Annotated in this window: 20 protein-coding genes and 1 tRNA gene; 11 read left to right on the forward strand and 10 right to left on the reverse strand. The window is 59.0% G+C overall.

All coding sequences use genetic code 11. The annotated features are described in order from the left end of the window. Window positions 1-15: 15 nt before the first annotated feature. Complete coding sequence (locus AB9K37_RS18045; protein WP_369841368.1) at window positions 16-618, forward strand: NTP transferase domain-containing protein; 603 nt, start codon at window positions 16-18, stop codon at window positions 616-618. Here AB9K37_RS18045 and AB9K37_RS18050 read toward each other — a convergent pair. The 3 genes from AB9K37_RS18050 to AB9K37_RS18060 all read right to left on the reverse strand — a co-directional run bounded on the left by AB9K37_RS18050 (window position 594) and on the right by AB9K37_RS18060 (window position 5,879). Next, on the reverse strand, window positions 594-1,301 hold the full coding sequence (locus AB9K37_RS18050) for a Hint domain-containing protein (RefSeq protein WP_369841484.1): 708 nt from the start codon (window positions 1,299-1,301) through the stop codon (window positions 594-596). The genes AB9K37_RS18045 and AB9K37_RS18050 overlap by 25 nt on opposite strands. A 179-nt stretch (window positions 1,302-1,480) precedes the next feature. Further along, window positions 1,481-5,017: a Hint domain-containing protein gene (locus tag AB9K37_RS18055; protein ID WP_369841371.1), complete on the reverse strand. Its 3,537-nt coding sequence runs from the start codon at window positions 5,015-5,017 to the stop codon at window positions 1,481-1,483. Between the two features lie 776 nt (window positions 5,018-5,793). Then, window positions 5,794-5,879 (reverse strand) — tRNA-Leu (locus tag AB9K37_RS18060). Window positions 5,880-6,031: 152 nt separating this feature from the next. Here AB9K37_RS18060 and AB9K37_RS18065 point away from each other — a divergent pair. Together AB9K37_RS18065 and AB9K37_RS18070 are read left to right on the forward strand one after the other, a co-directional pair. Then, window positions 6,032-6,610: a YqaA family protein gene (locus AB9K37_RS18065; protein WP_072706709.1), complete on the forward strand. Its 579-nt coding sequence runs from the start codon at window positions 6,032-6,034 to the stop codon at window positions 6,608-6,610. Next, window positions 6,607-7,074, forward strand: a complete 468-nt coding sequence (locus AB9K37_RS18070; RefSeq protein ID WP_369841373.1) for a disulfide bond formation protein B — start codon at window positions 6,607-6,609, stop codon at window positions 7,072-7,074. The genes AB9K37_RS18065 and AB9K37_RS18070 overlap by 4 nt, the downstream gene beginning before the upstream one ends. A 55-nt stretch (window positions 7,075-7,129) precedes the next feature. On the opposite strand, the gene AB9K37_RS18075 is transcribed toward AB9K37_RS18070, so the two are convergent. Next, window positions 7,130-7,399, reverse strand: coding sequence for an usg protein (locus AB9K37_RS18075; protein ID WP_072706540.1), 270 nt, complete (start codon window positions 7,397-7,399; stop codon window positions 7,130-7,132). 195 nt (window positions 7,400-7,594) lie between these two features. Here AB9K37_RS18075 and gyrA point away from each other — a divergent pair, with 195 nt between their 5' ends. From gyrA to AB9K37_RS18090, 3 genes are all read left to right on the forward strand, one after another. Beyond that, window positions 7,595-10,372 (forward strand): DNA gyrase subunit A, encoded by a 2,778-nt coding sequence (gyrA, locus tag AB9K37_RS18080; protein ID WP_369841376.1) that lies wholly within the window; start codon window positions 7,595-7,597, stop codon window positions 10,370-10,372. 113 nt (window positions 10,373-10,485) lie between these two features. Beyond that, the gene (locus tag AB9K37_RS18085) at window positions 10,486-11,337 is read left to right on the forward strand and encodes a LysR family transcriptional regulator (RefSeq protein WP_369841378.1); all 852 of its coding nucleotides are present in this window, start codon (window positions 10,486-10,488) and stop codon (window positions 11,335-11,337) included. A 548-nt stretch (window positions 11,338-11,885) separates the two neighbouring features. Next, window positions 11,886-13,661, forward strand: coding sequence for a hypothetical protein (locus AB9K37_RS18090; protein ID WP_369841380.1), 1,776 nt, complete (start codon window positions 11,886-11,888; stop codon window positions 13,659-13,661). A gap of 275 nt (window positions 13,662-13,936) precedes the next feature. On the opposite strand, the gene AB9K37_RS18095 is transcribed toward AB9K37_RS18090, so the two are convergent. The 6 genes from AB9K37_RS18095 to AB9K37_RS18120 form a co-directional block, all read right to left on the reverse strand. Continuing rightward, window positions 13,937-15,394: a carboxypeptidase M32 gene (locus AB9K37_RS18095; protein ID WP_369841382.1), complete on the reverse strand. Its 1,458-nt coding sequence runs from the start codon at window positions 15,392-15,394 to the stop codon at window positions 13,937-13,939. Then, window positions 15,394-16,536, reverse strand: a complete 1,143-nt coding sequence (gene ctaA / locus AB9K37_RS18100) for a heme A synthase (RefSeq protein ID WP_369841384.1) — start codon at window positions 16,534-16,536, stop codon at window positions 15,394-15,396. The genes AB9K37_RS18095 and ctaA overlap by 1 nt, the downstream gene beginning before the upstream one ends. 215 nt (window positions 16,537-16,751) lie before the next feature. Next, a complete protein-coding gene (locus AB9K37_RS18105) occupies window positions 16,752-17,849 on the reverse strand; it encodes an ABC transporter ATP-binding protein (protein WP_369841387.1) in 1,098 nt (365 codons plus the stop codon). A 4-nt stretch (window positions 17,850-17,853) separates the two neighbouring features. Continuing rightward, window positions 17,854-18,744: a carbohydrate ABC transporter permease gene (locus tag AB9K37_RS18110; RefSeq protein ID WP_369841390.1), complete on the reverse strand. Its 891-nt coding sequence runs from the start codon at window positions 18,742-18,744 to the stop codon at window positions 17,854-17,856. Further along, window positions 18,737-19,609, reverse strand: coding sequence for a carbohydrate ABC transporter permease (locus AB9K37_RS18115; protein WP_369841393.1), 873 nt, complete (start codon window positions 19,607-19,609; stop codon window positions 18,737-18,739). Before AB9K37_RS18115 ends, AB9K37_RS18110 begins: the two co-directional genes overlap by 8 nt. Before the next feature lie 66 nt (window positions 19,610-19,675). Next, entirely contained in the window at window positions 19,676-20,920 is a 1,245-nt protein-coding gene (locus AB9K37_RS18120) for an ABC transporter substrate-binding protein (RefSeq protein ID WP_369841396.1), read from the reverse strand. Between the two features lie 244 nt (window positions 20,921-21,164). On the opposite strand from AB9K37_RS18120, the gene AB9K37_RS18125 reads away from it, so the two are divergent. The 5 genes from AB9K37_RS18125 to AB9K37_RS18145 all read left to right on the forward strand — a co-directional run bounded on the left by AB9K37_RS18125 (window position 21,165) and on the right by AB9K37_RS18145 (window position 26,362). Then, entirely contained in the window at window positions 21,165-21,899 is a 735-nt protein-coding gene (locus tag AB9K37_RS18125) for a response regulator transcription factor (protein WP_072706550.1), read from the forward strand. Continuing rightward, window positions 21,896-23,317, forward strand: a complete 1,422-nt coding sequence (locus tag AB9K37_RS18130) for a sensor histidine kinase (RefSeq protein WP_369841399.1) — start codon at window positions 21,896-21,898, stop codon at window positions 23,315-23,317. Before AB9K37_RS18125 ends, AB9K37_RS18130 begins: the two co-directional genes overlap by 4 nt. Window positions 23,318-23,472: 155 nt before the next feature. Next, window positions 23,473-24,414, forward strand: a complete 942-nt coding sequence (locus tag AB9K37_RS18135; RefSeq protein ID WP_369841402.1) for a nucleoside hydrolase — start codon at window positions 23,473-23,475, stop codon at window positions 24,412-24,414. Further along, window positions 24,411-24,860 carry an N-acetyltransferase gene (locus tag AB9K37_RS18140; RefSeq protein WP_072706553.1) on the forward strand — a complete coding sequence of 150 codons (450 nt, stop codon included), beginning with the start codon at window positions 24,411-24,413 and terminating at the stop codon, window positions 24,858-24,860. Before AB9K37_RS18135 ends, AB9K37_RS18140 begins: the two co-directional genes overlap by 4 nt. Before the next feature lie 74 nt (window positions 24,861-24,934). Then, window positions 24,935-26,362 carry a YdiU family protein gene (locus tag AB9K37_RS18145; RefSeq protein ID WP_369841405.1) on the forward strand — a complete coding sequence of 476 codons (1,428 nt, stop codon included), beginning with the start codon at window positions 24,935-24,937 and terminating at the stop codon, window positions 26,360-26,362. Window positions 26,363-26,445 lie beyond the last annotated feature (83 nt).

Below are 26,445 nucleotides of genomic sequence, written 5' to 3' on the forward strand. Positions count from 1 at the left end.
GCGGTACAGTCAGGCATGACACCCGCGCCCGCCATCCTCATCCTTGCTGCCGGAGCATCCTCGCGCATGGGCGAGGCGGACAAGCTCTTGATGAAGCTGGACGGTGTGCCTTGCCTGCGCATAATGGCAGAGAGAGCCGTCGCGACCGGGATGCGGGTTTTGGTGACCGTCCCAGCGGATCGTCCTGCGCGAGAGGCCGCTCTATCTGGGCTTTCTGTGACAATCGTCCCAGTCCGAGATGCCGCCGGCGGGATGGGACGTTCCATCGCGGCCGGTGTCTCTGCCCTGCCCCGCGACGTGACTGGCGTCATCATTCAGCCAGCAGATATGCCAGAGATTACGACCTTGGACCTGCAACTGTTTGCCAAGGCCCACGAAGCACATCCCAACCGGATTTGGCGCGCGATTACCGAAACGGGAAGCCCCGGCCACCCGGTCCTTTTTCCAGCTGCCCTGTTTAGCGCCCTGACAGCGCTGCGCGGAGATGAGGGCGCACGGTCTGTAATTCAAAACCACGAAAACAATTTACAAGGAATTACACTTGGAGGGGAGCGAGCCCGCCTTGATCTAGACACACCTGAGGCGTGGGAACGCTATTTGTCAGATCGCTTGAGGTGATCGAGCACATCAGCGCCACAGGACTCACGTGCGGGTTCAAAGACCGGACCGCGCAGTGGATCACGACCGGACAGAGCTGACAGCAAATCCTCTCGGACTTGAACTGGCAGAGACCGTACAACAGTCGTGTCGGGCCGATAGCTCTCAGTCCACGCGCCATCCGCAAGCAGGATTTCGTGACGCTCCATCAGGACATGCACAAACTCCACCTCGCGCTGAGGCGCAACGAGGATACCCGCCTGCCCCAGCAAATGACGCGCGGGCACCAACATCTCGGTTGTGGCCAACGGACTGGGAGCAAAACGGCGCGTCAGAAGCATTTGATGGTCAGGAGACACCAGAAGATCACTCTGTGGTACGCCATTCCCAAGGGCATTTGCCTTGATCAGGATAGGCTGCAAGCGTGCGCCACCGGTTGACCCGGATAAATTGTACTTACTGTGCCCCACCCAAAGCACCGGACGGAACCCATTGTCTCGGGTCAGCAAAACATCCCCGACGCGCAATTCCTCAACAGGCCTTGGTCCGTGTCGGGTGGCGATGAGTGACCCCGGCGTAAAGCACGGGACACTGAACGGGGAGGCATAGTCCGGATCATTGGCAAATGAACGCACGGCGTCGGCCTGCGGCGCCTTGCGCCAGCTGCCGTTGATCCGCACCACATTTTCGCCAGAAGCCTTCATATCCCTCACACATCATCGTTCTGCGCGCGTCAGCGCAGGCTCAATAGACCTGCCGTTAAAATAGGGCACAAATTGGCCCCCTTGCAGGCGGTTATGTGAGATTTTCTTACTAAAAAAGTTAACAGGCGATACCCATCGGATACCGCCTGTCACCTATTTGGTATGTTCGTTAACGCGAATTAATGAACCAAGAGCTTTGCTTCGTGCTTTTTCAGCGAACGGCGCGCGGCCTCGAAGTTCTCCAGACCCTTCTGGTTTTTCAACTCGGGGAACAGTTCATAGATCTCGTTCCGCTGCTCTTCGCCGATTCCTTTCAGCGAATAGTCACCAGGCTGGAAGCTTTCCGACCAGCACCCGTTCGACAGGACAACCTCGTGACGGTCGAACATGAAGTGGATGTAGGTGGTCGAGGGCACGTTCACTTCGTAGACGCCGCCGGTTCCCAGCAGGTGTTTCGCCGCTGCCAGAACTTCGGGTTCTTCGAAGTAAAGCGAGGTCTTTTCGTTCGCGATCAGCATCCGGTGGTTCGGGCTCACCATGATGTCAGTTTCCGGCAAACCATTGCCCAGTGCGCCGGCCTTGATCATGATCGGACGCAGGTGCTTGGAACGCTGCAGATCCTGCGAGGTCACGTTCTTGGCGCCAACCCAACGGATGCGCTGGATGCCGTTGTCGCGTGTGATCACACGGTCACCAACCTGCAGTTCTTCGACCAGACGCTCGCCCATGGGGGTCGCGATGACAGTGCCCGGGGTGAAGCACGGGATGATCTTTTCGATCTCTTCGAACTTCAGGGTGCCCGTCACATTGCCAAGGCTGTCGAGGAAGTTGACCTGACCACTGGTCGAGTCGCCGTCCGCGTCGGTGGTGACATTGCTGAACTGCCACTTACCCAGACCGGTCAGATCCAGAGTATCGTAGTCGTTGCCGCCGGTACCGCCATCAACGGTGTCGCCCGCGCCGACGCCAGTGAAGGAGTCACGATCGTCGCCGCCTTCTGCATAGTCAGCTTCTGCGTCACCCGGAAGGCCGAGGTTGATGAGGTCATCACCTTTGCCACCAAACAGCGAGTCTGCGTCGATACCACCGTCGATGGTGTCGTTTCCGTCGCCGCCGTAGATGGTGTCTGCGTCATCCGAACCGAAGACAAGGTCGTTGCCTTTGCCCGCATCAACATAGTCGGTGCCGTTGTTAGTGACCAGATCTTCGCTATCGGGAATGTACAGATCATCCGGCAGGTCAGGTGCAAAACCAGCATAGACGGTGTCGTTGCCGTCGCCCGCAAGAATGGTGTCAGCACCTTCGCCGCCGACGATCAGGTCGTCACCTGCCCCCGAGTCAACGGAGTCGTTGTCGATGCCAGCCAGAATGGTGTCGTTGCCACTGCCCGAAACGATCGTATCGCGGTCGTCGCCGGTCCAGACGTAGTTGTCGCCTTCACCTGCGTCGACAAAGTCACGGTCATTCTCGGTGTCGCTGTCCGCGTCGAACAGGCCGGGGTAGCCCAGATCAGGCAGAGCTTCGGTGTCCTGCCAACCGACCATGATCGAGTCATTGCCGTTGCCACCCAGAACGCTGTCCGCGCCATTGTAGGCGTCAACCGTATCGTTGCCTTCGCCCGCGTCGATGGTGTCGTCGCCCGAGCCACTGTCGATGTAGTCGTCGCCGTCGCCACCTTCCATGGAGTCGTTGCCGGAGCCGCCACGAACAAGGTCGTCGCCTGCGCCACCCAGAACAGTATCGTCGCCCGCACCGCCAGAGACGCTATCCTTGCCGTCACCGCCGTCAACAAAATCGTTGCCGTCTTCGCCGCGCAGGGTGTCGTCGCCGCCTTCGCCGCGGATCGAGTCATCGCCCGTGCCAGCGCGGACGCTGTCAGCACCGTCGCCCGCGTAGATCGAGTCATTCTCGGACCCACCGGTGATGCTGTCATCGCCGCCTTCGCCAAAAATCAGATCCTCGCCCGCGCCGCCTTCGATGGTGTCGTCGCCAAGGCCCGAATATACGGTGTCTTTGCCGTCGCCCGCGTCGATCAGGTCAGCGCCATCAAGGATCACCAAATCCGCATCGTCGATCAGGTCGTCGCCTGCGCCGCCTTCGATGGTGTCGGTGCCGGCGCCGTAAAAGATGGTGTCGTTGCCGTCGCCGCCGATGACAGAGTCGTCGCCGTCGCCCGAGTCGATCAGGTCGTCATCCGCGCCGCCATCGATGGTGTCATTGCCACCTTCGCCGTACAGCGTATCGTCGCCGTCCTCGCCGTAGATCACGTCATCGCCAGAGCCTTCGGTGACGATCGCACTGCCCACATCCGAAGAGGTCTCGTAATGGGCGTTGTCAAAGGTCGCGCCCGAGGTGCCCAGATCTACAGTAACCTTGACGTCATTGTAGTCTTCGTCACCCAGATTGTACCAATCTTCGAAACCGATTTTCACTGTGGTTTCGTCAACTTGGCTCAAGCCTTGAGTGTGAAGTTTGCCGTCGCTGTTCAGGCTCAGGTTATCGCCGTAGCCCGAGGACAGGAACTGGCCCTGCTCGTTGACAATGCCGATACCGACGACGGCACCCTGCGCAACCTCGTAGGAGTAGGTTTTGCCGATGCCGTCGCGGGCATCATCCTCGAGGCACAGGACATTCGAAATTTTACCGGTCTCGGGGTCGATGGTATAGGCGTAAATCTTGTTGGCCATGGCGGCCGATGCGTCGTCGATCTTGATGGTGACCGGCGAGGTCTCAGTGGTACCTTGCTTGCTGTCGCCATAGACGATGTCGTTGCCTTCGCCGGCTTCGACAGTGTCATTGCCTGCGCCTGCCAGAACCACGTCATCGTTCAGATCGCTGTTTGCGAGGATCGCATCCTCGTTGTCGATCATATCGCCTTCGGGGTCGTCGTCATAGTTGACGTCGATCACGTCATTGCCTGAAGTGCCTTCGACATATCCGTCGCCGGCGGGATCCTCGCTATCAAAGATCGCGACGTAATCGATCGCGCCTTTGAAGAAGTTCGAGTAATCGCCATCATAATCGCTGTCTTCGCGGGCGCCAACGGTCCAGCTTTCGCCATCATCGTCGCCGATCTGCATATCGAGACCTGTGACGTTGTGGGTCAGTGTGGTTTCCGTCGCCTCGGTCAGGTTCTCGATTTTGAAGGTGCCGCCGGTGTCTTCGTCCCAGGAATAAGAGACGTTGACGACGTCGCCAGCCGAAAAGAAGTGCGCGTCCGTTTCGAGGTAAGCTTCTTTGCCATCATCGGTGTGCGAGACATAGACGCGACCATCCGAGGTCACACCCATTTCGAAGTAACCTTCGGGGGCGTTCTTTTCGCCGCCATCGGCGTCCTCATACTCGCCGCGCGAGATCAGAACGTTCAAGCCGTCCTTGCAGTCCTTGAAAGAGTCCTGCGTGAACTGAATTTCGATTGTGCCCTGATCCAGATCGAACGGGTCGTCATTCCCTTCGACCGTCATATACTGGTCGTGACCATCAAGCTTCAGCTGTCCGTCTTTGACGCATGCGCCGCCGAACAGTTTGCCGTCCTGCGTTTCGTTGTCAGCGGTCCCAGTGTCTGGCGTGTAATGATTGGAACTCGAGAGGAAATCCCACAGACCGATCAGGCCTTCGGAGTTTCCGTCGGTGTAGTTTTCGGCAGAAGAACCATCATGCTCGGAGGAGTGCTTTTTCTCCCATTCCGACCACGAGCCGTACTTATAAAACGTCATCTCTCTTACTCCTGTCCGGCGCGTCTGGCCGTAGCGTCAACAAGAGCCCACAGAGGTTCTGCTCGAACCACAATGTCGCTTTCAACGTCCAAGGTGTAAGAGATCGTTCGCAAAACCTGACGGTTTGCGGTGCCCCAGCAAGGAGGACAAGTTTACTCGTTACGCCTTCCACTTCCCCTGCCAGAACAAGTTCAGACAGCAGTTGCTACTCAGTCAAAAGCGCCATCCCCCCAGATGGGCACTTCTTTGGGATACATCGCACCTACCCTTAAGACAAAGAGAAAATTCGAAATGGTTAGTACTCCCACCCCTTCTTTCGGCCCCAAACCTGCCTTTTTTCCGCCATATTTGCCCGATTTTCGCCTTTTTGTTTCTCATAGTGATCCAATGATGCACGCGCAGAAACCGAAGAGATCCACTTTTAGCTATAATTTACTGGGTTTTGCACGAATTCACGGAGTATCATCAAAACGTGAACGTTTCTGGTCCCGAATAAATTTAGTTTTTTTGTGAAAAGTTTATGCACAGGGGACGACGCCCACTTTCAGCCACATTCGTAAGTATGGATCTTTCGACACTTTCACGGAATTTCGTCCGTTTTACCGGCTTTCGAACTAGCGCCCTCTCCGAATCACGCGCGGTTTCAAGTGGTTAATTCTCGAAAGTATGGGGTTGCAGAATGCAAGCCGCACTGCGGCACTGCAAATGCAGAACACAGCTGCAAGAGCGCGGGTGATCCCTGCAAACTCTGCTTCATCAATGTCATTGAGAAACTGTGGTGCCTAAGGTGGGACTCGAACCCACACGATGTTGCCATCGGGGGATTTTGAATCCCCTGCGTCTACCATTCCGCCACTCAGGCAGGCACTGTGAGGGACTGACTAGCCCAACCAATCGGCAGGGACAAGACCCAACCCGCATATCAGGCACTGAAAAGCGCACGACACGTCAGCATTATTGACCGCCGCCACGCAGCGTGGAATGTCTGACGCGATTTCAGCAGGAGTAAGACCGATTATACGTCGACTTTATGATTGGACGATGGGACTCGCCGACCATCCTCGCGCACTTTGGGCACTGGCGATTGTCTCTTTCGTCGAAAGCTCGTTTTTCCCTATTCCCCCAGACGTCATCATGATCCCCATGATCCTTGCCCGCCCCAGCCGCGCTTGGCTGATCGCGGGCGTCGCTCTGATCAGCTCGATCCTGGGCGGTCTGTTTGGCTATGCGATTGGGGCCTTCGCATTCGAAACCGTTGGCCAGCCCATTCTTGCGGCACTTGGCAAGGCCGACGCGATGGAGGCGTTCAACGTCCGCTTCAATGACATGGGCTTCTGGGCCGTGCTGATCGCGGGCATGACCCCCTTCCCTTACAAGGTCATTACCATCATGTCCGGCTGGACCGGCATGCCACTGGCGACCTTTATGGTCAGCTCTCTCTTGGCGCGCGGCATCCGCTTCTTCCTTGTCGCCGCGCTGCTCAAGCAATTCGGCGCACCAATCCGTGATTTCATCGAGAAGCGGCTCGGCATTATGTTCGCGCTGTTTCTTGCCGTGCTGATCGGCGGCTTCTACGTGGTAAAGTTCCTATGACCCAACGCTCTCTCATCGCTCTGGCTGCTTTCGGCTCGCTGGCCATTTTGCTTGGCGCTTTTGCCTTCCAGTATATCGGAGGCTACCCGCCCTGCGCCATGTGCCTGTGGCAACGCTGGCCCCATGCGGCCGCGATCGCGCTTGGTGTGGTGGGAGTGCTGTTTCCCGCGTCGTTCATCGCATGGCTCGGCGCATTGGCGGCGGCCATCACCAGCGGCCTCGGCGTCTATCACACAGGGGTCGAGCAGAAATGGTGGCAAGGGCCCACAAGCTGCACTGGATCAGGTGATGCGCTGTCCGGCCTGACGGGCACTGACCTGCTAAGCCTTGACGGACCCACCGGCGTCGTCATGTGCGACGAGATCGTCTGGGATCTGTTCGGCATCTCCATGGCTGGCTACAACGCCATCTTCTCGGCGCTGTTCGTGCTGATCTGGATCGCCGCTGCGCGCAGCAAATACTGACACTCTCTATACAGAGACAACAGAGGCGGCCCACCCAAGGCCGCCTTTGGCATGTTTAGTGGATGCGGAATTCGCCCACGATCTGTTGCCAATCGGTCGGGCTCAGCAATTTACGGTGGGCAAAGCGGACCGTGTGCAGCTTGCCCTCGATCTCCCGTTCCCAGAATTCGATGAACTCGAACATCTTTGGGTAATCGGGGGCCAAGTCATACTCCTGCCACACAAACGTGTTCAGTACGGACGTGTAATCAGGCATGCGGTAAATCATCTCGGCGGTGGTCAAGCCGTAGCCCTTTAACAGCAGTTCAGTCTCACTCTTTTCCATCTGTGGTTCTCCTGTTCTTCCTGCCCTGATTCAAATTACAGGCCAACCGGAATTTTCTGGCAAGAAAAACAGTGTGTTAGCAGCCACCCTTTTGGGCTGCCAGCGCAGGTGTCCACTGGCATTGCGCACCATATGCTGGCTCTGCTATAACCCTTTCAACAAGATATAGAACCAACGGCTGGGACAGGCGACACAGTGACCGACACTCCGGAAACCCCTGAAAACGCAGAAGAAAATCCGAATCCGCGCGCGATCCATCACGGACCCACGATTTCGATCGCGGACGAGATGAAGACATCCTATCTGGATTACGCGATGTCGGTGATCGTCAGCCGCGCCATTCCCGATCTTCGCGATGGCTTAAAACCTGTGCACAGACGCATCCTCTATGCGATGCACGAAACCGGGAACGCGCACGACAAACCCTATCGCAAGTCCGCGCGTCCCGTCGGCGACGTCATGGGTAAATACCACCCCCACGGCGACAGCGCGATCTATGACGCGCTGGTCCGTATGGCGCAGGACTTCTCGATGTCGCTGCCGCTGCTGGATGGTCAGGGTAACTTTGGCTCTATGGACGGCGATAACGCGGCGGCCATGCGCTATACCGAAGTTCGCATGGACAAGCCCGCAGCCGCGCTGCTGTCCGACATCGACAAAGACACGGTCGATTTCCAAGACAACTATGATGGCAAGGACCGCGAACCCACGGTTTTGCCCGCCCGCTTCCCCAACATGCTGGTCAACGGCGCTGGCGGTATTGCGGTCGGTATGGCGACCAACATTCCGCCCCACAATTTGGGCGAAGTGGTTGATGCGACCCTGGCACTGATCGAGGATCCGGACCTGAGCAGCGAACAGCTGATTCAATATGTGCCCGGTCCCGACTTCCCGACGGGCGGCATTCTGTTGGGTCGCTCGGGCGCGCGCAAAGCCTATCTTGAGGGACGCGGCAGCGTGATCATCCGCGCCAAAACCCACGTCGAGGAAATCCGCAAAGATCGTTACGCCATCGTCTGCGACGAGATTCCTTATCAGGTGAACAAAGCCTCGATGATCGAAAAGATCGCCGAAGCCGCACGCGAGAAGCGGATCGAAGGCATCGCCCACGTTCAGGATGAATCGGACCGCAACGGCGTGCGCGTCGTGGTAGAGTTGAAGCGTGACGCAACCCCCGAGGTCGTGCTGAACCAGCTGTTCCGCTTCACCCCGATGCAGACCTCGTTCGGCTGCAACATGCTGGCTCTGAACGGCGGCCGCCCCGAGCAGCTGACCCTGCGCCGGTTCCTGACCTGCTTTATCGACTTCCGCGAGGACGTCGTGGTGCGCCGCACCGCCTATCTGCTGCGCAAGGCCCGCGATCGCGCGCACATCCTGTGTGGCTTGGCCGTGGCCGTCACCAACGTGGACGAAGTCGTCGCGACCATCCGTTCGTCCGCAGACGCCGCCGAAGCCCGCGAAAAGCTGATGACCCGTCGTTGGCCTGCGCAGTCCATCGCCGAATACATCAAGCTGGTGGACGACCCGACCCACACGATTAACGGAGACGGCACATATAACCTGTCCGAAGCACAGGCCCGCGCCATCCTCGAACTGCGTCTGCAGCGCCTGACCCAACTGGGTGTTCAGGAAGTCACCGACGAGCTGCAAGAGCTGGCCAAGTCGATCCGCGAATACCTGGAAATTCTTGGTTCGCGCGAACGCATCATGGGCATCATCGCCGACGAACTGCACGAAGTGCGTGACCAGTTCGCCGTTCCCCGCCGCACCGAGATCGTGGATTGGTCCGGCGACATGGAAGACGAAGACCTGATCGAGCGTGAGGACATGGTCGTGACCGTGACTCAGTCCGGTTACATCAAGCGGACCGCGCTGGCCGACTTCCGCGCGCAAAAGCGTGGCGGCAAAGGTCTGTCGGGCATGGCGACCAAGGATGATGACGTTGTCACCACCCTGTTCGTGGCCAACACCCACACGCAGCTTCTGTTCTTCACGACCGATGGCATGGCCTACAAGCTGAAGTGCTGGCGCCTGCCCCTTGGTGGTCGGACCGCCAAAGGCAAAGCAATCGTGAACATTCTGCCGATCCCGGTCGGTGTCTCGATCGCTGCGATCATGCCGGTGGACCGCCCCGAGGACGATTGGGACGACCTGCAGATTGTCTTTGCGACCTCCAAGGGCTCTGTCCGACGCAACCGTTTGTCCGACTTCACCAATGTGAAGGCGAACGGCAAGATTGCGATGAAGTTCGAAGGTGAAGATGAAAACACCCGCCTGATCAACGCCCGCATCTGTTCCGAAGAAGACGATGTGATGCTGGTCACGAACTCGGGCCGTGCGATCCGCTTCCCCGTGCCCGAAGTGCGCGTGTTCAACTCGCGCGCCTCGACCGGTGTGCGCGGTGTGAAGCTGTCGGGCGATGATGAGGTCGTGTCGATGTCTGTCATCCGTCACTTCGAAGCCGGCTCTGACGAGCGCGCCAGCTATCTGAAGATGCGCCGCCTGATGGCCGGCGTAACCGAAGATGATGCCGCGAGCGAAGAGGAAGGCAACGCAGACAGCCAACTGCCCCAAGAGCGCTACGCGGAAATGTCTGCAGCTGAAAACCTGATCCTGACCATCACGGCCAAGGGTTTGGGCAAGCTGTCCTCGAGCCATGACTACCCGATCCGGGGTCGCGGCGGCCTTGGCGTCACCGCGTGGGAGAAATCCATGCGCGGCGGTGAAATCGTCGCCTCGTTCCCAGTCGAAGGCGGCGACCAGATCATGCTGGCAACGTCCAAAGGCCAGTCGATCCGCGTGCCTGTCGATGGCATTTCTTTCCGCTCGCGGAGCGCTGGCGGGGTCCGCGTCTTCAACACGGCAAACGAAGAGCAGGTCGTCTCGGTCGCGCGCATCGCGGATCAGACAGACGAAGATTGCGAAGAGGATGGCGCAGCAGAGGCAGCACCTCCCGAGGCTCCTGAAAGCTAAGGCAGCCACCTATACGAAAGATACAGAAAAAATATCCTACGGGCGTGAACCTTTGTTCGCGCCCGAAACGTTTATAAAATAGCGTAAGTGTTAAAATGCTAAGTTGAGGGTACATGCCGAGCTTTAAGAACTGGGACGATCTGCGTTATCTGATCGCCTTTTATCGAACTGGAAATATGGCTGCCGCCGCGCAGCGCCTTGATTCAAACCCTGCCACTGTCTCGCGACGGATGGCACGCCTCGGAGAGGCGATGGGCTTTCCGCCATTTGAAAAACGCCCCGAAGGCTGGGTTCTCAACCCCCGTCTAGAATCCATCGTAGAACAAGCGCTGCAGTTCGATGGCGCGCTGATTTCCGCGATCCGTCAAGAAAACGAAGACACCTCTGGCGACCTGGCTGGGGATCTTCGGATTTGTGTGCCCTTTATGGTTGGCACTTATATGGTCTACCCACGCCTGTCCGAATTTATGACAGCGCACCCCAAGATCCGCATCTCGTTCAATCTGGACTCGATGCAAGAGAACTTGAACGACAACGACATCCTGATCACACCGGCGCGCCCGGACCATGGTCGTCTGATCTCGTCGCAATGCGGTGTTCTGCGCTTCAAATTATACAAACACCGCGACAACGCTTCAGACTCCAAGGAGTGGGCCAGTCTTCCGCCGGAAACAGACAAGTATTCTGCCATGAGCGTGGCCAAAGAGTACTTTGGCTGCGAGCCAATGATCCGCGTCGATAACTTTCAGTCGATCCATAGTGTCTCTTCAGAAACCGGCCTGTCTGCTGTGTTGCCCACCTTTGTTGGTGACAATGATCCGACGTTTGAAGCGATCGAAGATGCACCGCCGATTGACGAAGTGCCTTTGTACCTGTGTTACCACGAAACGCGCCGCAGCGACCCTGTCCTTAAGGTCGCCCGCGAATGGCTCAAGGAACGCACAACTGAGTTTCTGCGCGCCTAAAGCACCTCAATAAGATTAAAACGAATCAAAAGCCCGCCTCCCAAGGCGGGTTTTTTCGTGCGAAAAGGGCTGTTTTTTATTTTGACGCGGCGTTTCGAGAAAAAATTCGCAGCAATTTTGCATGTTTTTTTGCAACTCCACGCCCGCATAATCGCACTTTGATAGATTAATCGCCCCTTACATCAGTGTTGGTCGCCATATCCGTGGGAATATAGACCATCCACTCGAACGTGTTCTGCAACCACACTTTTGCAGTACCGATCTATCCTATCACGTCGAATTTGCACAACCATTACGTGATCTATACTTACGGATTATACATACTTTAGTGCTTGTTTCACGCCTTTGGGGTGGAACCCGAAAATCTCTCGCAGACCTATACTATCATGTTTTTCAGGGCTTTAAGGATCGTGCTGCAAAGGCTTGTTTGCGTACTTCCAAGGCTGCGAACCTCTACCTTTGCGTTACCGTCAATGCATCCACTTCGGTGCGACTATCAACTTTTCGAACGGGCACCCCCAACGTTGGGGCCCCCGCGGAGCAAACAGATGACCCTCGGTCTTACAACCAACGGCTCAATCAGCGCAGATGCTCTCGACATTACGAGTGATAGTTTTGGTGCACGGTACGTTAGCTTCCGCAGCTTTGGGCAATTCGATGACGCCCTGTCGCAGACCAATCTGGGCATGGTGGTCTGGCCAGGCGGCACAATGTCAGAGAAGAACCCAGAGCGGTTCGGCTTTGAGTACGATGGCCTGTATAACTCTGACGAGACCGGCAATAAGCCCGGTCTGGATCAGATGATGGAATACTGCGTGGAGAACGATCTGGGACTGACCGTCGTCCTTCCGACCGCACGCTACAACGACGACCACGACCTGCTGCGTGACCAGCTCGACACATTTTTGGACGACCTCTACTCTGGAGAATACGGCGAACTGCCTGACACTCTGATCTTCGAGGTCGGCAATGAATACTACGCAGTGTTCAAAGGTTCGGAGCTTGAGAAGTCCGCAGATTACGCCGAAGTAGTAAATGTCTACAGCGAGGCCGTTCTGGCCGCCAAAGCAGAGTATCCCGAGGTCGCCGACAAGATCGAGTGGAACGTTCAGCTTGGCCGTTCGGTCGAAGCCACCGAAGAGATCCTAGAGAACCTGTCCGATGCGTCGATGGAGATGACCGATGCGGTCATCCACCACCGGTTCGCGATCACTCTGGCGGCTTCTGAATCCTCGATCGACGACGTCACCGCGAGCCTTGAGGCATGGGAAGAAGAGGCTGCAGAGCTCGGCCTAGACCGTCCCTCCCTGTCCCTGTCCGCGTACAATACCGCGTCGCTGTCCCGCGTCGAAGCGGCCAACAGCTTCCTGGCCACGGATGCAGGCAGCAAGTACGACTTCGATGATCTGGATCTCGACGGTCGTAGCAATATCGCATTCGAACAGCACTACCAGAACATGCTCGACTATCGCCCCTACGGTCTCGAACAGGGCGAGCATCTTCTTCAGATGTTCTCGGAATATCAGGCGCTCGGGACGTCATCTGCGGGCGTGTATGGTTGGGACCTGACCCACGCTGGTCGTTCCAGTTATGTTGGCTCGGACGGAGACACCTACATCTTCACCCCCGGCGCCATGCAGGACATGATGGCAGAGTCGCTCGAAGGCACAAAAGTGCTCGATTGGTTCCAGGACAACGAACTGCGCGACGATACCGCCGTGACCACATATGGCTTCGATAGCGAAGATAAGCTGGTCATGTTCATCGCCGCCCCCGCAGACTTCAGCGGCAAAACCTTCAGTGCTGACATCGCGCTCGAAGGCCTTGGCGAGATCACCGAAGTCTGGGGCGAAAGCCTGCGCAGCGAAACTCCGGATAACTGGAAAGACCTGTTCGACGTACCAGATCTGCCCGGCGTCGATCAGACCCCCGAAGCCGAGACCTATGCGCTGGCCATCCGCGAGAGCTTTGGCCCCGAGGTCAAGAACGGGGTGATCTCACTCGACTTCACCCAGCCCGGCCAGATCATCCGCCTGACCTTTGCACGCAATGAAGACGCGGCGGACGAGATTGATCAGTGGCATGGCGGCGTCAGCACCGACCTCAGCGCAGGCGATAGTGACGGCAGCGCTGCGAACTTTGTCTTCCGTGCTGGCCCTGACGCTCTGGATGATGACGTACTGCCCTACCTCGAGGAGAGCAGCGAAGACGAAAAGGACGCAGAAAAAGAAAGCCTTGATAAGGAGACCGAGGGCGAAGGCGATATGAACTTCGCAAGTATCCTCACCTCAATGCTGCTTGGTCTGCTGGGTGTGGGCATCTAAGCCCACCCCTTTTGACTCTCTATTCAGGTTTCAAATTCGAATCGACGCAGGCGCCTTATGGCGCGACGTTCACGCGATGCACTGCAAATATGCATCACGACCTGCGGTCGGATGTATATGTTTTTATATGTGAAATCCGACTCAACCAATAATTTTGCAAAGAAATGCAAATACACGCAGGGAATAAATATTAACAACGCAATGCGATTGTGGTTTAATTTGCGCTAAGAAAGCCGCTCAAAACGCAGAGGGGGGCATTTATGCCCCCCTTTGTGTCATAAAGCGCTGAACTTCTCTTCCAGATAGTTTAGCAATGGGTCCGGACTTACAGGTCCACCAACGGCGCGTTCGATCACCTCGCGCGGGGCGTAGAGCGCACCATGCTGCTGGACCTTCTCCTTCAGCCAAGCCGTCGCAGGTGCGGTATCACCCTGCCCCAGCGCCGCATCCAGATCCGGTACATCGCGGCGCATCGCTGCATTCAGACAGCCCGCATAGACGTTCCCCAGACTGTAGGTCGGGAAGTATCCGAACAGCCCCACGGACCAGTGCACATCCTGCAGCACCCCGTTCGAAGGCTTGTCCACTGCATAACCAAAGTCCGCTTTGAACCGGTCATTCCAAGCCGCCTCTAGGTCGTTGACCTGTAGATCACCGCTGAACAGCGCCCGCTCTAGATCAAAGCGCAGCATGACATGCAGGTTGTACTGCACCTCGTCCGCTTCCGTCCGGATGTATCCGTTATGCACACGGTTTACGGCACGATAGAATGCCTGCGCATCCGCCACGCCAATCTCCCCGAACCGATCCACCATCCGGTCATAAAGCCAACCGGCAAAGGCCGCCCCACGTCCGATCTGGTTCTCGTAAATCCGGCTCTGACTTTCATGAACACCCATCGACACCCCGCGTCCCAAGGGGCTGAGCAGGTAGGTCCGGTCAATGTTCTGCTCATAGCAGGCGTGACCGACCTCGTGGATCGTCGAATACAGGCAGTTGAACGGGTCGTCTTCGGATGTCCGCGTGGTGATCCGCACATCCAGACCACTGCCAGAGCTAAACGGATGCACAGCCTTATCGATGCGCCCGTGGTTCAGATCATAGCCAAAGGCAACGGCGACCTCTTGGGCCAGCGCCATCTGGATCGCAGGGTCAAACGTGCCGCTCAACTGATAGCACTGCGGCTTTGCCAGTACCTGATCACGCAGGGCCACCAGCCTCGGACGCATGGCGTCAAACAGTTCGGCGATCTCGGCGCTGGATGTGCCTGGCTCGTAATCCTCGAGCAGCGCATCATAAGCGATCTCACCGCCCAAAGCCGCAGCTTCTTGGCGGCGCAGGTCAACCACCTCGGCAAGGGTGGGATGAAACGCCGCAACGTCCTCATTCGCCCGCGCCTTGGCCCAAATGCCTTGGGCCCGGCTGGTGGTCCGCGCCAGCGCCTCGGCCAGATCACCGGGCACTTTGGTGGCGCGATCATAGCTGCGCTTGACCTCACGAAGCATCGCCTTTTGCACATCATCCGCAGGCTCGGCAGCAGCCAGCCACTCGCCCACGCGGGGATCGCAGCGACGTGCATGAAGCACGGATTCCAACGCGGCCATTTCCTCGGCCCGCTGATCAGCAGCGCCTTCGGGCATCAGAACCTCTTGGTCCCAACCGGTGCGCCCCGCGACCTCGGCCAAAGCCGAGGTCTGACGCTGAAACGCCATCAACGCGTCATATGCAGACATCACAGACCCTCACGAACACTGGTGGAGACCGGGTAGCGCGACATGAACCGCGCCCGCAGGATCAGCACCCACAGCGCAACCGCGCCCACTTGGTGCAGGATCGCCAGATACCAAGGCGAGCTGTGCATCACAGTCACAATCCCCAACAACATCTGCAGCACCAGCATCGCGAACACGACGGTAAAGGCCCCGCGGGTCTTGGGGTACGCGCTCTTGCGCCCCTTCAGGAAGACCACGACGCCAAAGATGAACAGCAAGTACCCCGACATGCGGTGAATGAATTGCACAGTGCCGTCGTTCTCAAAGAAGTTCCGCCACACAGGCTCTAGGCTCAGCATATCCGGCGGGGTCCACGATCCGGCCATCATCGGCCAATCAGGATAATTCCGTCCCGCGTCGATGCCAGCCACCAACGCCCCCAGCAAAATTTGCAGAAAGGCAAAGTGCAGCAGACCGGTCGACATCCCGAACAGTTTCTTCTCGCCGCCGCGGCGCGCTTGCAGCAGATCGCGCGGCTCGCGCCCCAGCTCGAACACATACCACGCAATGAACCCAAGGATCACGAACGCCAAACCGAGGTGCGTCGCCAAACGGTAGCTCGCCACATCCAGCATCTCGCCGGTCAAACCGCTGGCCACCATCCACCAGCCAATCGCGCCCTGCACACCGCCCAAAGCGCCGACGAACAGCAATCGCCCGGTCCAACCGGGCGGAATGCTGCGGGTTACAGCAAAGCCGAGGAAGCCCAAAGCCCAGACCAGACCGATGGTCCGCCCCAGCTGCCGGTGCCCCCATTCCCACCAGTAGATCGCCTTGAACTCGGACAGGGTCATGCCCTTGTTCTGCAACTGGTATTCAGGGATTTCCTTGTACTTGGCGAATTCGGACTCCCATGTGGCCGCATCCAAGGGCGGCAAGGCACCGGTGACGGGCTTCCATTCGGTGATCGACAACCCGCTATCAGTCAGGCGGGTCAAGCCGCCCACCGCGATCATCGCCATCACCATGACAAACAAAAGCATCAGCCAGATCCGGACGGCGCCCCGCGCCCCGCGGCGGGTCCGGTCAATGGACCCGACGGCGCTGGTCTGCACCGCCTCTTTGCTGTCTACCTCTTCGAAAATACTGCGCTTTCCGCTCATGGACCTACTTCTCCAAGTTTCGAGCGGACATTAGGGCGCAAGCCCCCCATCTTCAAGCAAACCGCCCGCCCGCAATCACGAGACGCGCCAGAAAACCGCACCTGAAAGGTACATTTTCCCAAACGACAAAGGGGGCAGCGCACGCCACCCCCTCTTTCTTGGTAAAAATACCCACGGCGCACTGGGACCCTCAGGCACCGACACCGCAGAATAGATCACACCAGACGGGCACCGCTGGCAGGATCAAAGTACGTTGCCTTACCCAGATCGAACGCGAATTGCGCACGGGCGCCGGGGCGCACTTCGGTTTCTGCCTGCAAGCGCGCGGTGACTTCCTTACCGCCTAAACGCGAGACCACATAGGTGTCCGCACCGGCGGGCTCGACCACGTCCACGTGGACGTCGGCCAGCTCCAAGTTGTCGCCCTGACGGCTGCCCGGATCGGTGATGTCCTCGGGGCGCAGGCCGATGATCACATCGCGCGGCAGATCCACCCCGCGGCGGTCGGTCAGCACCAAAGGCGCCTCGCCGTCGCGGGCAATCTCGATCCGGCGGGCGTTGCCGTCTGCCGACACCGTGGCCGGTATCAGGTTCATCGCGGGGCTACCCATGAAGTCCGCCACAAACAGGTTGGCAGGCTGGCGGTAGATTTCCGCAGGCGTACCGATCTGCTGGATGATGCCGTCCTTCATGACTACGATCTTGGTCGCAAGGGTCATCGCCTCGATCTGGTCGTGGGTCACATAGACCATCGACGCATGAAGATCCTGATGCAGGCGCTTGATTTCAGTACGCATTTCCACGCGCAGCTTTGCATCAAGGTTCGACAGGGGTTCGTCAAACAGGAACAGCGCGGGGTCACGGACCAGCGCACGACCCATCGCCACACGCTGACGCTGGCCGCCGGACAACTGGCTAGGCTTGCGGTTCAGCAGCTTTTCGATTTGCAGCTGTTTCGCCACTTCGGCCAGCTTCTGGTCCTGCACAGATTTGTCGACGCCGCGGACCTTCATGCCAAAGGTGATGTTCTTAGCCACCGACATGGTCGGGTACAGAGCGTAGCTCTGGAACACCATCGCGATATTGCGGTCTTTGGGGCTGACATTGGTCATGTCCTGTCCGGCAATGTTCAGCTGACCGCCAGTGATGGGTTCCAGACCAGCGATACAGTTCAGCAGCGTGGACTTACCGCAGCCCGAGGGGCCGACCAGCACCAGAAAGTCACCCTTTTCGATGGACACGTTGATGTCCTTGAGGATCTCGGTCTGGCCGTAAGATTTGTACAGGTTTTGAATGTCGAGAATAGGAGCCATGGGGTTATCCTTTCACCGAACCGGCGGTGAGGCCGCGGATGAAGTACTTGCCGGCGACGACATAGACGAGCAGCGTGGGCAGAGCGGCGATGATCGCAGCAGCCATATCCACGTTGTATTCCTTAACGCCGGTGGTGGAGTTGACGATGTTGTTGAGGGCCACGGTGATGGGCTGGGTGCCCGCCTGGCTGAACGACACACCAAAGAGGAAGTCGTTCCAGATCTGGGTGAACTGCCAGATGACCGAGACCACGATGATGGGCAGCGACAAGGGCAGGAAGATCGAGAAGAAGATCCGGAAGAAGCCCGCGCCGTCGATTTTGGCCGCTTTGACCAGTTCGGCAGGGATGGTCACATAGTAGTTGCGGAAGAACAGCGTGGTGAAACCAAGGCCGTAGACCACGTGCACCAGGATCAGACCGGGGATCGAGCCTGCAAGGCCAAGGATACCCAGCATTTTCGCCATGGGCAGCAGGACCACCTGAAACGGAATGAAGCATCCAAACAGCAGCAGAGCAAAAATGATGTTCGCCCCGCGGAAGCGCCACTGCGCCACCACATAGCCGTTCATTGCGCCAATCACGGTCGAAATCAGAACCGCCGGAATGGCCAGCAGGATCGAGTTCCACATGTAGGGCTTCAGGCCCTCGCACTGGATGCCGGTACAGGCGCCGGACCATGCTTTGGCCCATGCGTCAAAGGTCACTTCGCGCGGCAGGGCAATCAGGCTGCCCGAGCGGATTTCATCTAGGCTTTTCAGCGATGTGGTGACCATCACGAAAAGCGGGACAAGGTAGTACAGGGCAAAGAGTCCCAGCAGGACATACAGGCCCCAGCGCAGGGCGATCTTGCCCCACGGGCGGGGTGCGCCTTGGGTTGCAGACAGATCAGTCATTGCGGGTTCTCAGTTCGGAATAGAGGTAGGGAACAACGATGGTGAACACGACGAGCATCATGATCATGGCAGAGCTTGCCGCCTGCCCCAGATCCCCGCGCGAGAATGCCATGGCATACATGTAAGTCGCCGGAAGGTCAGTCGCGTATCCGGGGCCGCCATTGGTCATGGCAATCACGAGGTCAAAGCTCTTGATCGCGAGGTGCGACAGAACAATGAACGCGGACAGGAAGATCGGCGCCATCGAAGGGATGATGATCGCGGTGTAGATACGGGTGGTCGGGATTCCGTCCACTTGGGCCGCCTTGATAATCTCGGTATCGACCGAGCGCAGACCCGCAAGGAAAAGCGCCATCACAAAACCGGACGCCTGCCAGACAGCGGCGATCACAATGGTGTAGATGGCATAATCAGGGTTCACCAGCCAGTCGAAGGTAAAGTTTTCAAAGCCCCAGCCCTGAACAACTTTTTCCAGACCCAGACCGGGGTTCAGAATCCATTTCCACGCGGTGCCGGTCACGATCATCGACAGCGCCATGGGGTAAAGGTAAATGGTGCGTAGCACGCCTTCGGTGCGGATTTTCTGGTCCAGTAGGATTGCCAGAAGCAGCCCAAGCACCATCGAAATCACGATAAACAGCGCGCCGAAGATATAGAGGTTGTTCATGGCCACATCCCAGCGGGGTGCAGCGAACAGACGCTCGTATTGGCCAAAGCCCTCGATATCGTACTTGGGCATCAGGCGGGATTTGGTCAGTGAGATCCATCCTGTCCAGGCGATGAAGCCATAAACAAAGAGCAGAATGGCAATAAAAGTCGGGGCCAGTACCAGCTTGGGTACATGGCGTTCAAGCCAGAGGGTCATTTTGGATTGCTCCTGACGAAAAGGCCCTCCGCGCTTTGGCGCGCGCGAAGGGCCGTAGTTCAGGGGTTACTGGACAGCCGCGACTGCGTTGACCAGCATTTCGACTGCGTCTTCCGACGACATGTCAGAGTTGAAGTGGGCGGTCACAACGTCGGTGATCGCACCCGATTGCGCGCCGCGCAGAGCCATGCCGTGCGCGTAGCTGGGAAGCAGCGAGCCGCTTTCGCTCGATGCTGCCATTTCTTCGCTCGAGGTGTGGGCGCACATGTCGAACTCGTCCAGCGAGACGTCGGTACGCACAGGGATCGAGCCCTTGTTCAGGTTAAAGACTTTCTGGAAGGACGGACCAACGATCAATTTCGCCAGCAGCGCCTGACCTTCTTCTTTGTCCGCACCGTCCACGTCGAACATCGCAAAGCTGTCTACGTTATAGAGGTAGCCTTCACCGGGGGTCGATGCGCAGAGGAAATCCTCGCCGGGGGTTTTGCCCGCTGCCAGGAATTCACCCTTGGCCCAGTCACCCATGATCTGGAACGCGGCTTCGCCGTTCATGACCATTGCGGTTGCCAGGTTCCAGTCGCGACCCGAGAAGTTCTGGTCCACGTAGCCGCGCATTTTGCGCATCTGGTCGAACGACGCCTTCATGGTGTCCGAACCCAGTGCTTCGGGGTCCAGCTCGACCAGCGCCTTGTGGAAGAACTCGGGGCCACCCAGACCCAGAACAACGGTTTCAAAGACAGTGGCGTCCTGCCATGCCTGACCACCGTGTGCCAGCGGGGTGATGCCAGCGGCCTGCAGCTTGTCTGCGGCGGCGTTGAACTCTTCCCAAGTGGTGGGCATTTCGATGCCGTTGTCGGCCAGCACCTGAGCGTTTGCCCAGATCCAGTCAACGCGGTGGACGTTTACGGGCGCGGCACACCAGGTGCCTTCGCACTTCATGTGCTCTGCGATCGCTGCGGGCAGTACGTCAGCCCAACCGTTTTCCTCTGCAACGGCCGAGATGTCCGACAGAACGCCCTCTTCGTACCATTCCTGAATCGCGGGGCCCTTGAGCTGAACCGCTGCGGGCGCGTTGCCCGACAGAACACGAGCACGCAGAGCGGTCATCGCCGCGTCGCCGCCACCGCCTGCAACGGGCATGTCGGTCCAGGTGCCGCCGTTATCCTTGAATTCCTGCTGCAGAACAGCAACCGACTTGGCTTCGCCGCCCGAGGTCCACCAGTGCAGAACTTCTGCCTGAGGCTCCGCGACAGATGTGGTTGCGAGTGCGCAAAGAGCCGCGGTCGCGGCTGCAAAAACTGTAAACTTCATGATTTCCTCCCATCGGCGCCCCAGATCATTGTAGGGCGTGAAGTGCGCAAAGTGTTGCGCCCCTATGCATCAGGCGCAAGGCCGCCACACGGTAGCTGCATGACATTTCGAGAGCCTTTGTTACCGTTTGTTACCCAACAGACAGCCATTTTGTTACAAAGCGTTACGCTCGACCGTCAGGTTCCACTAGACAGGGCCCTATTCGCCCGCCATTTTCGCGAGCCAAGCAGGGAGAGACCCCGACATGACGATACCCCGTTTGCTCGTTGTCGATGATGACACCGAACTCCGAGAGATGTTGACCAAGTATTTTCAGGGTCAGGGCTTTGCCGTGTGCCCCGCCGCGACGGGTGCCGAAATCAGCGCAGCGATGGAGCGCTACCGGATCGACCTGATCCTCTTGGACGTCATGCTGGGGGATGAAAGCGGGCTGGAGCTGTGCGCCCAACTGCGGACAGAACAGGATGTCCCAATCATCATGGTGTCTGCCCTGTCCTCGGACAATCAGCGGATGCAGGGCTATGCAGCAGGCGCGGATGATTACGTGGCCAAGCCGTTCAACCCCGATCTGCTGGCCGCCCGCGTCAAAGCGGTCCTGCGGCGCGGGAACCGTGCGGCATCGCTGACCTATCGCCGGTCCGCAGGCACTTATCGGTTCGAAGGCTGGTCCCTAGACGCCCGCACCGGCGAGGTCCGCGCGCCCGGTGGCTATCTGGTGTCCCTGTCCCGCCGCGAGGGCGCGCTGCTCAAGGCCCTGCTCGCCAACCCGATGATCCCCTTGAAACGCGAGGAGATCGCCGAAGCTTTGGACCCTGACCGTGATCCCCAGCGCGTGATGGACGCCGCCGAGGGCCGCGCAATCGATGTTCTGGTGGGCCGTCTCCGCGGCAAACTGGAAGCCAACCCCAAAGACCCCAAGCTGATCCGCACGGAACGCGGCGTCGGCTACGTGCTGGCCTGCGAGGTCACACAGGAATGAAGCTGCTGCCCTCCCTGCAGGCCAAGACCGTCAGCTGGATTTTGACGGGTACTCTGGCAGGGCTGATCACGGGCGCTCTGTGGAACGGCAGCCAGCAGGCGTGGGAACGCTATCTCGACCGCGCAGACTATGCCGGTCAACAACTCTATGGCGCGCTGAACGATGGCGCGCCCCTGCCCGCTGGCGTTTACCTGACCGAAGTCAAAGCGCCGCCGCGCGGTGTGGGCCGTGTGACCGAAGCCTCGATCCTGCAAAGCCTGTGGGACGAGGATTTCGGCGGCGCTCGCTTGTTGATCCAAGTCCATGATCCTGACCTGAGCTATACGCTCACCGATCTGCCGCCATTTTCCCTGCCGCCCCAGCAGCTTGGTGCCATGACCCGTAAAATGGCGCGCCTGTGCGGGGACCCCACCCTCTATGCCCGCGCCGAAGGCGGCAGTTGGGTACGGGTGAACGCCCCTGACATCTGGTCCTGCGCGGCGGCGCCCAATGACCTGCGCCTGCCCCTGGGCCTTGGGTTTTTGCTTTTGATCGTGACATTGCTAAGCCGCAGCACCGAAGTCACTGGTCGTCTGGGCCGGTTGGCGCGCATCTTTGCCAACAATGGCGCAGGCGGGACCGCAATGCTGCCCACCGAAGGCCCGTCAGAGTTGAACGAAATCGCAGGCGCGCTGAACGCCTCTATCGCCCAAGAGCGCGAGGCGCTGGAAAAACGGGCCGAGGTTCTCTCTGCCATCAGCCACGATCTGGGCACTCCTGCCGCGCGTCTGAAATTGCGCACTGCCTTGATCGGGGACGCGACCTTGCGCCAGAAGATGGAGGGCGACATCGACCAGATGATCGCGATGGTCGAAGGCGTTTTGTCGTTCACTCGCACAGAGTTAGACGCCGAAGCGGCACAACAGATTTCCTTGACCGCGCTGGTGGAGTCCATCGTGGACGATTACGAAGATCTGGGCCGCCGTGTGACTTTGGCCCCGGTGGAATCAGAGGTGCCAGAGGTGCGCCATTCCGTTTTCGGGGTTGCGCCCCGTGACACCAGCCTGCCCGAACCCCGCACCAGCCTGCGCGAGGCACAGCGCGTGCTGGTCGTCGCCCGTCCATTGGCGTTGCAACGGGCGATCACCAATCTGGTCGAAAACGCCCTGAACTACGGGCGCCGCGCCACGGTTCGGATCGAAAGCCACGCGGACGAGGTTTCGGTCTTGGTCGAGGATGCGGGTGGATCAGGGCTGTCTGCACTGGAGATAGGCGAATTGATCGCCCCGTTCCGACGCGGAGCGAATGCGGGGCGCGCTGCGGGCAATGGCCTTGGGCTGAGCATCGTGCAAACTGTCGCCCGCCAGCACAACGGGTCTCTGACCTTTGAGGAAGGCGCCGAGGGGCTGGTTGCGCGGTTGACCTTGCGGCGGGAATAAAGCCCGACATCCGGGTTGTTTGGCGGGCAGAGGGACGCTCCGCGGGGAGGTATTTTCACCAAGATGAAAGCCGAAGCGCGCCAGACCCCATGGCAGGGCTTGCAAGCGACGGTTTCGCCTGCCACTGAATTCCCCGAAAGTACAAAGGAAGTGACATGTCTGTGCGCAAAATCATCATTGATACCGATCCCGGACAGGATGATGCCGTGGCGATCCTGCTGGCGCTAGCCAGCCCCGAAGAGATCGAGGTTTTGGGGATCACGGCTGTGGCGGGCAATGTGCCGCTCCCGCTGACCGAAAAGAATGCGCGCATTGTCTGTGAGTTGGCGGGCCGCACGGATGTGCCGGTCTACGCAGGGTGCGATGCCCCACTAGAGCGCCCACTGGTCACCGCTGAACATGTGCACGGGAAAACCGGTTTGGACGGCCCCGACCTGCCCGATCCGACCATGGCGCTGGCGGAGGGGCACGGGGTGGATTTCATCATCGACACCCTGCGCGCGGAGCCTGCTGGCACCGTGACCTTGTGCCCCTTGGGGCCGCTGACGAACATAGCGCAGGCATTCAACAAAGCGCCAGATATCATTGAAAAGGTGCAGGAAATCGTCCTGATGGGCGGCGCCTATTTCGAGGTAGGAAACATCACTCCGGCCGCCGAGTTCAACATCTACGTGGACCCAGAAGCGGCCAAGATTGTTTTTGGTGCTGGCTGCCCGATCACCATCATGCCGCTGGATGTGACCCACAAAGCGCTGGTCACCAAAGACCGCAATTACGCCTTCCGCGCACTCGGCACCAAGGTGGGCGTGGCCGTCGCGCAGATGACCGATTTCTTTGAGCGGTTCGACAAAGAGAAATACGGGTCCTCCGGCGCGCCGCTCCATGATCCTTGCGTCACGGCCTATTTGATCCGGCCCGACCTGTTTACGGGACGCCATATCAATGTCGAGATCGAAACCGGCAGCGAACTGACGCTCGGGATGACCGTTGCCGATTGGTGGCGCGTGACAGACCGCGCGCCGAATGCCATGTTCATGGGCGACATCGATGCGCAGGGCTTTTTCGACCTGCTCACAGAAAGGTTGGCCCGTCTATGAGTGCGCAGCTCACGCTTGCTGTTTCCGAGGATTATCCCCGTCTCGCCCCCTTGATGGAGGCGCTCGATATCGAAATCGGGGTTGCCCACGATGCCGTGGCCCGCGAGGCGGCCATCATGCCCTTGCTCGAAGGGTCGCCGCTCGGGGCGGTCTATATCATCGGGCCGACCCGCGCGCCCATCGGTTTTCTGGTGATGACCCTGACGTGGTCGCTGGATTACGGAGGCATCATGGCCTCGGTCCGTGAAATCTATGTGCGCCCTGGCGTACGTGGCCGCGGGATCGCGCCAGAGGCCCTGACGGCGTTGGTCGCCCCCCTCCGTGCGGGCGGTGTGCGGGCCTTGGGGATCGAGATTGATCCCAGCAATAGCACCGGCCAGAGCGTTTATGCCCGCGCGCTGTTCCAGCCGCGCCCCAGCGTGTCGATGATGGTACGAAAGCTGTAGAGCCCTTTTGCAGGGCTGCTCTGGCAAAATCGGTGTCCGGTGCATAGGTTCTGTCCTAGCGAAAGGACACCGTCATGAGCTTGCACATTCCATTCGATAACAGCTACGCCCGTCTGCCGGACCGCTTCTTTGCCCGCCAAGGGGCCGCGCCCGCCACCGCGCCAGAGCTTTTGGCGTTCAACACGGGGCTCGCGCGGGAGTTGGGGATCGGCTTTGACGAAGACCCCGATGCGCTGGCCGCTGCGTTTTCAGGTGTCGCACTGCCGGACGGGGCCGAGCCACTGGCGCAGGCCTATGCAGGACACCAGTTCGGCGGATTTTCCCAGCAGCTCGGAGATGGGCGCGCGCTGCTCCTCGGCGAGGTTTTGGACCCGAATGGCATCCGCTATGACATCCAACTCAAAGGGTCGGGCCGCACGCCTTTTAGTCGCAACGGCGATGGCAAGGCATGGCTGGGTCCGGTGCTGCGCGAATACGTGGTGTCCGAGGCAATGCACGCTTTGGGCGTGCCCACAACACGGGCCTTGGCGGCAGTGTCCACCGGCGACAGCGTGATGCGGCAGGCCATGCTGCCCGGTGCCGTGCTGACCCGTGTGGCGCGCAGCCATTTGCGGATCGGGACATTCCAGTATTTCGCCGTGCGCAATGACATCGACGCCCTACGCACCCTGACCGATTACGCGATCCAGCGCCATTATCCGCAGGCCAAAGGACCGGCATGTCTGCTGCAATCGGTGATCGACGCGCAAGTCAAGTTGATCCCCCAATGGATGGCCTTGGGCTTTATTCATGGGGTCATGAACACCGACAACAGCACCATCTCGGGCGAGACAATCGATTATGGTCCTTGCGCGTTCATGGACGACTACCACCCGCACAAGGTCTTTTCCTCGATCGACCAACAGGGGCGCTACGCCTTCTCGAACCAGATGCACATCGTGATCTGGAACCTTGCGCAATTGGCCAGCGCTCTGGTCGCGCTGGCACCAGAGGCCGAGCAGGACGCGGTGGTCGAAGATTACACCCAGCGCATTCACGCCATGCCAGAAGCGCTTGATGCTGAATGGCTGCGCCTGCTGGGCCGCAAAGTCGGCATTGCGGACGCCCGTCCCGAGGACAAAGCCATGATCGAAAAGCTGCTTGATCTGATGGCCCATGATGGCACGGACTTTACCAATACCTTCCGCGCTTTGGCCGAGGGGACCGCCCGGGACCAATTCACCAACCGAGAGGCGTTCGACGACTGGCACGCGGGGTGGCAGCAGCGGACCGCCTCCGAAGAGGACTCGCACTCGCTGATGGCCTCGGTCAATCCGGTCTACATCCCGCGCAACCACCGGATCGAACAGATGATCGAGGCTGCGGTCGAGGGCGATTTGGCCCCCTTCAAGCGGTTGATGAAAGTGCTGGCGACGCCCTTTACCCCGCAAGACGGGGCCGAGGATCTGACCCTTCCTCCGACCCGCGATGAGGTGGTGCATCGCACTTTCTGCGGGACCTAAAGCGCCCCTGTCCTGAAATACTTGGCCCGAGGCGCAGGTTTTTCATTGCGTTCTGGGGGGCGGTTCATACATCCATGGGACTA

Origin of the sequence: Donghicola sp. XS_ASV15 (assembly GCF_041224595.1) — a bacterium.
Classification (GTDB): Bacteria; Pseudomonadota; Alphaproteobacteria; order Rhodobacterales; family Rhodobacteraceae; genus Donghicola.

Bases quoted from the DNA above. Each gene is read 5' to 3' on its own strand.
- AB9K37_RS18045 (WP_369841368.1), top strand. From the start codon at position 16: ATGACACCCGCGCCCGCCATCCTCATCCTTGCTGCCGGAGCATCCTCG.
- AB9K37_RS18050 (WP_369841484.1), bottom strand. From the start codon at position 1,301: ATGAAGGCTTCTGGCGAAAATGTGGTGCGGATCAACGGCAGCTGGCGC.
- AB9K37_RS18055 (WP_369841371.1), bottom strand. From the start codon at position 5,017: ATGACGTTTTATAAGTACGGCTCGTGGTCGGAATGGGAGAAAAAGCAC.
- AB9K37_RS18070 (WP_369841373.1), top strand. From the start codon at position 6,607: ATGACCCAACGCTCTCTCATCGCTCTGGCTGCTTTCGGCTCGCTGGCC.
- AB9K37_RS18075 (WP_072706540.1), bottom strand. From the start codon at position 7,399: ATGGAAAAGAGTGAGACTGAACTGCTGTTAAAGGGCTACGGCTTGACC.
- AB9K37_RS18085 (WP_369841378.1), top strand. From the start codon at position 10,486: ATGCCGAGCTTTAAGAACTGGGACGATCTGCGTTATCTGATCGCCTTT.
- AB9K37_RS18090 (WP_369841380.1), top strand. From the start codon at position 11,886: ATGACCCTCGGTCTTACAACCAACGGCTCAATCAGCGCAGATGCTCTC.
- AB9K37_RS18095 (WP_369841382.1), bottom strand. From the start codon at position 15,394: ATGTCTGCATATGACGCGTTGATGGCGTTTCAGCGTCAGACCTCGGCT.
- ctaA (WP_369841384.1), bottom strand. From the start codon at position 16,536: ATGAGCGGAAAGCGCAGTATTTTCGAAGAGGTAGACAGCAAAGAGGCG.
- AB9K37_RS18105 (WP_369841387.1), bottom strand. From the start codon at position 17,849: ATGGCTCCTATTCTCGACATTCAAAACCTGTACAAATCTTACGGCCAG.
- AB9K37_RS18110 (WP_369841390.1), bottom strand. From the start codon at position 18,744: ATGACTGATCTGTCTGCAACCCAAGGCGCACCCCGCCCGTGGGGCAAG.
- AB9K37_RS18115 (WP_369841393.1), bottom strand. From the start codon at position 19,609: ATGACCCTCTGGCTTGAACGCCATGTACCCAAGCTGGTACTGGCCCCG.
- AB9K37_RS18120 (WP_369841396.1), bottom strand. From the start codon at position 20,920: ATGAAGTTTACAGTTTTTGCAGCCGCGACCGCGGCTCTTTGCGCACTC.
- AB9K37_RS18125 (WP_072706550.1), top strand. From the start codon at position 21,165: ATGACGATACCCCGTTTGCTCGTTGTCGATGATGACACCGAACTCCGA.
- AB9K37_RS18130 (WP_369841399.1), top strand. From the start codon at position 21,896: ATGAAGCTGCTGCCCTCCCTGCAGGCCAAGACCGTCAGCTGGATTTTG.
- AB9K37_RS18135 (WP_369841402.1), top strand. From the start codon at position 23,473: ATGTCTGTGCGCAAAATCATCATTGATACCGATCCCGGACAGGATGAT.
- AB9K37_RS18140 (WP_072706553.1), top strand. From the start codon at position 24,411: ATGAGTGCGCAGCTCACGCTTGCTGTTTCCGAGGATTATCCCCGTCTC.
- AB9K37_RS18145 (WP_369841405.1), top strand. From the start codon at position 24,935: ATGAGCTTGCACATTCCATTCGATAACAGCTACGCCCGTCTGCCGGAC.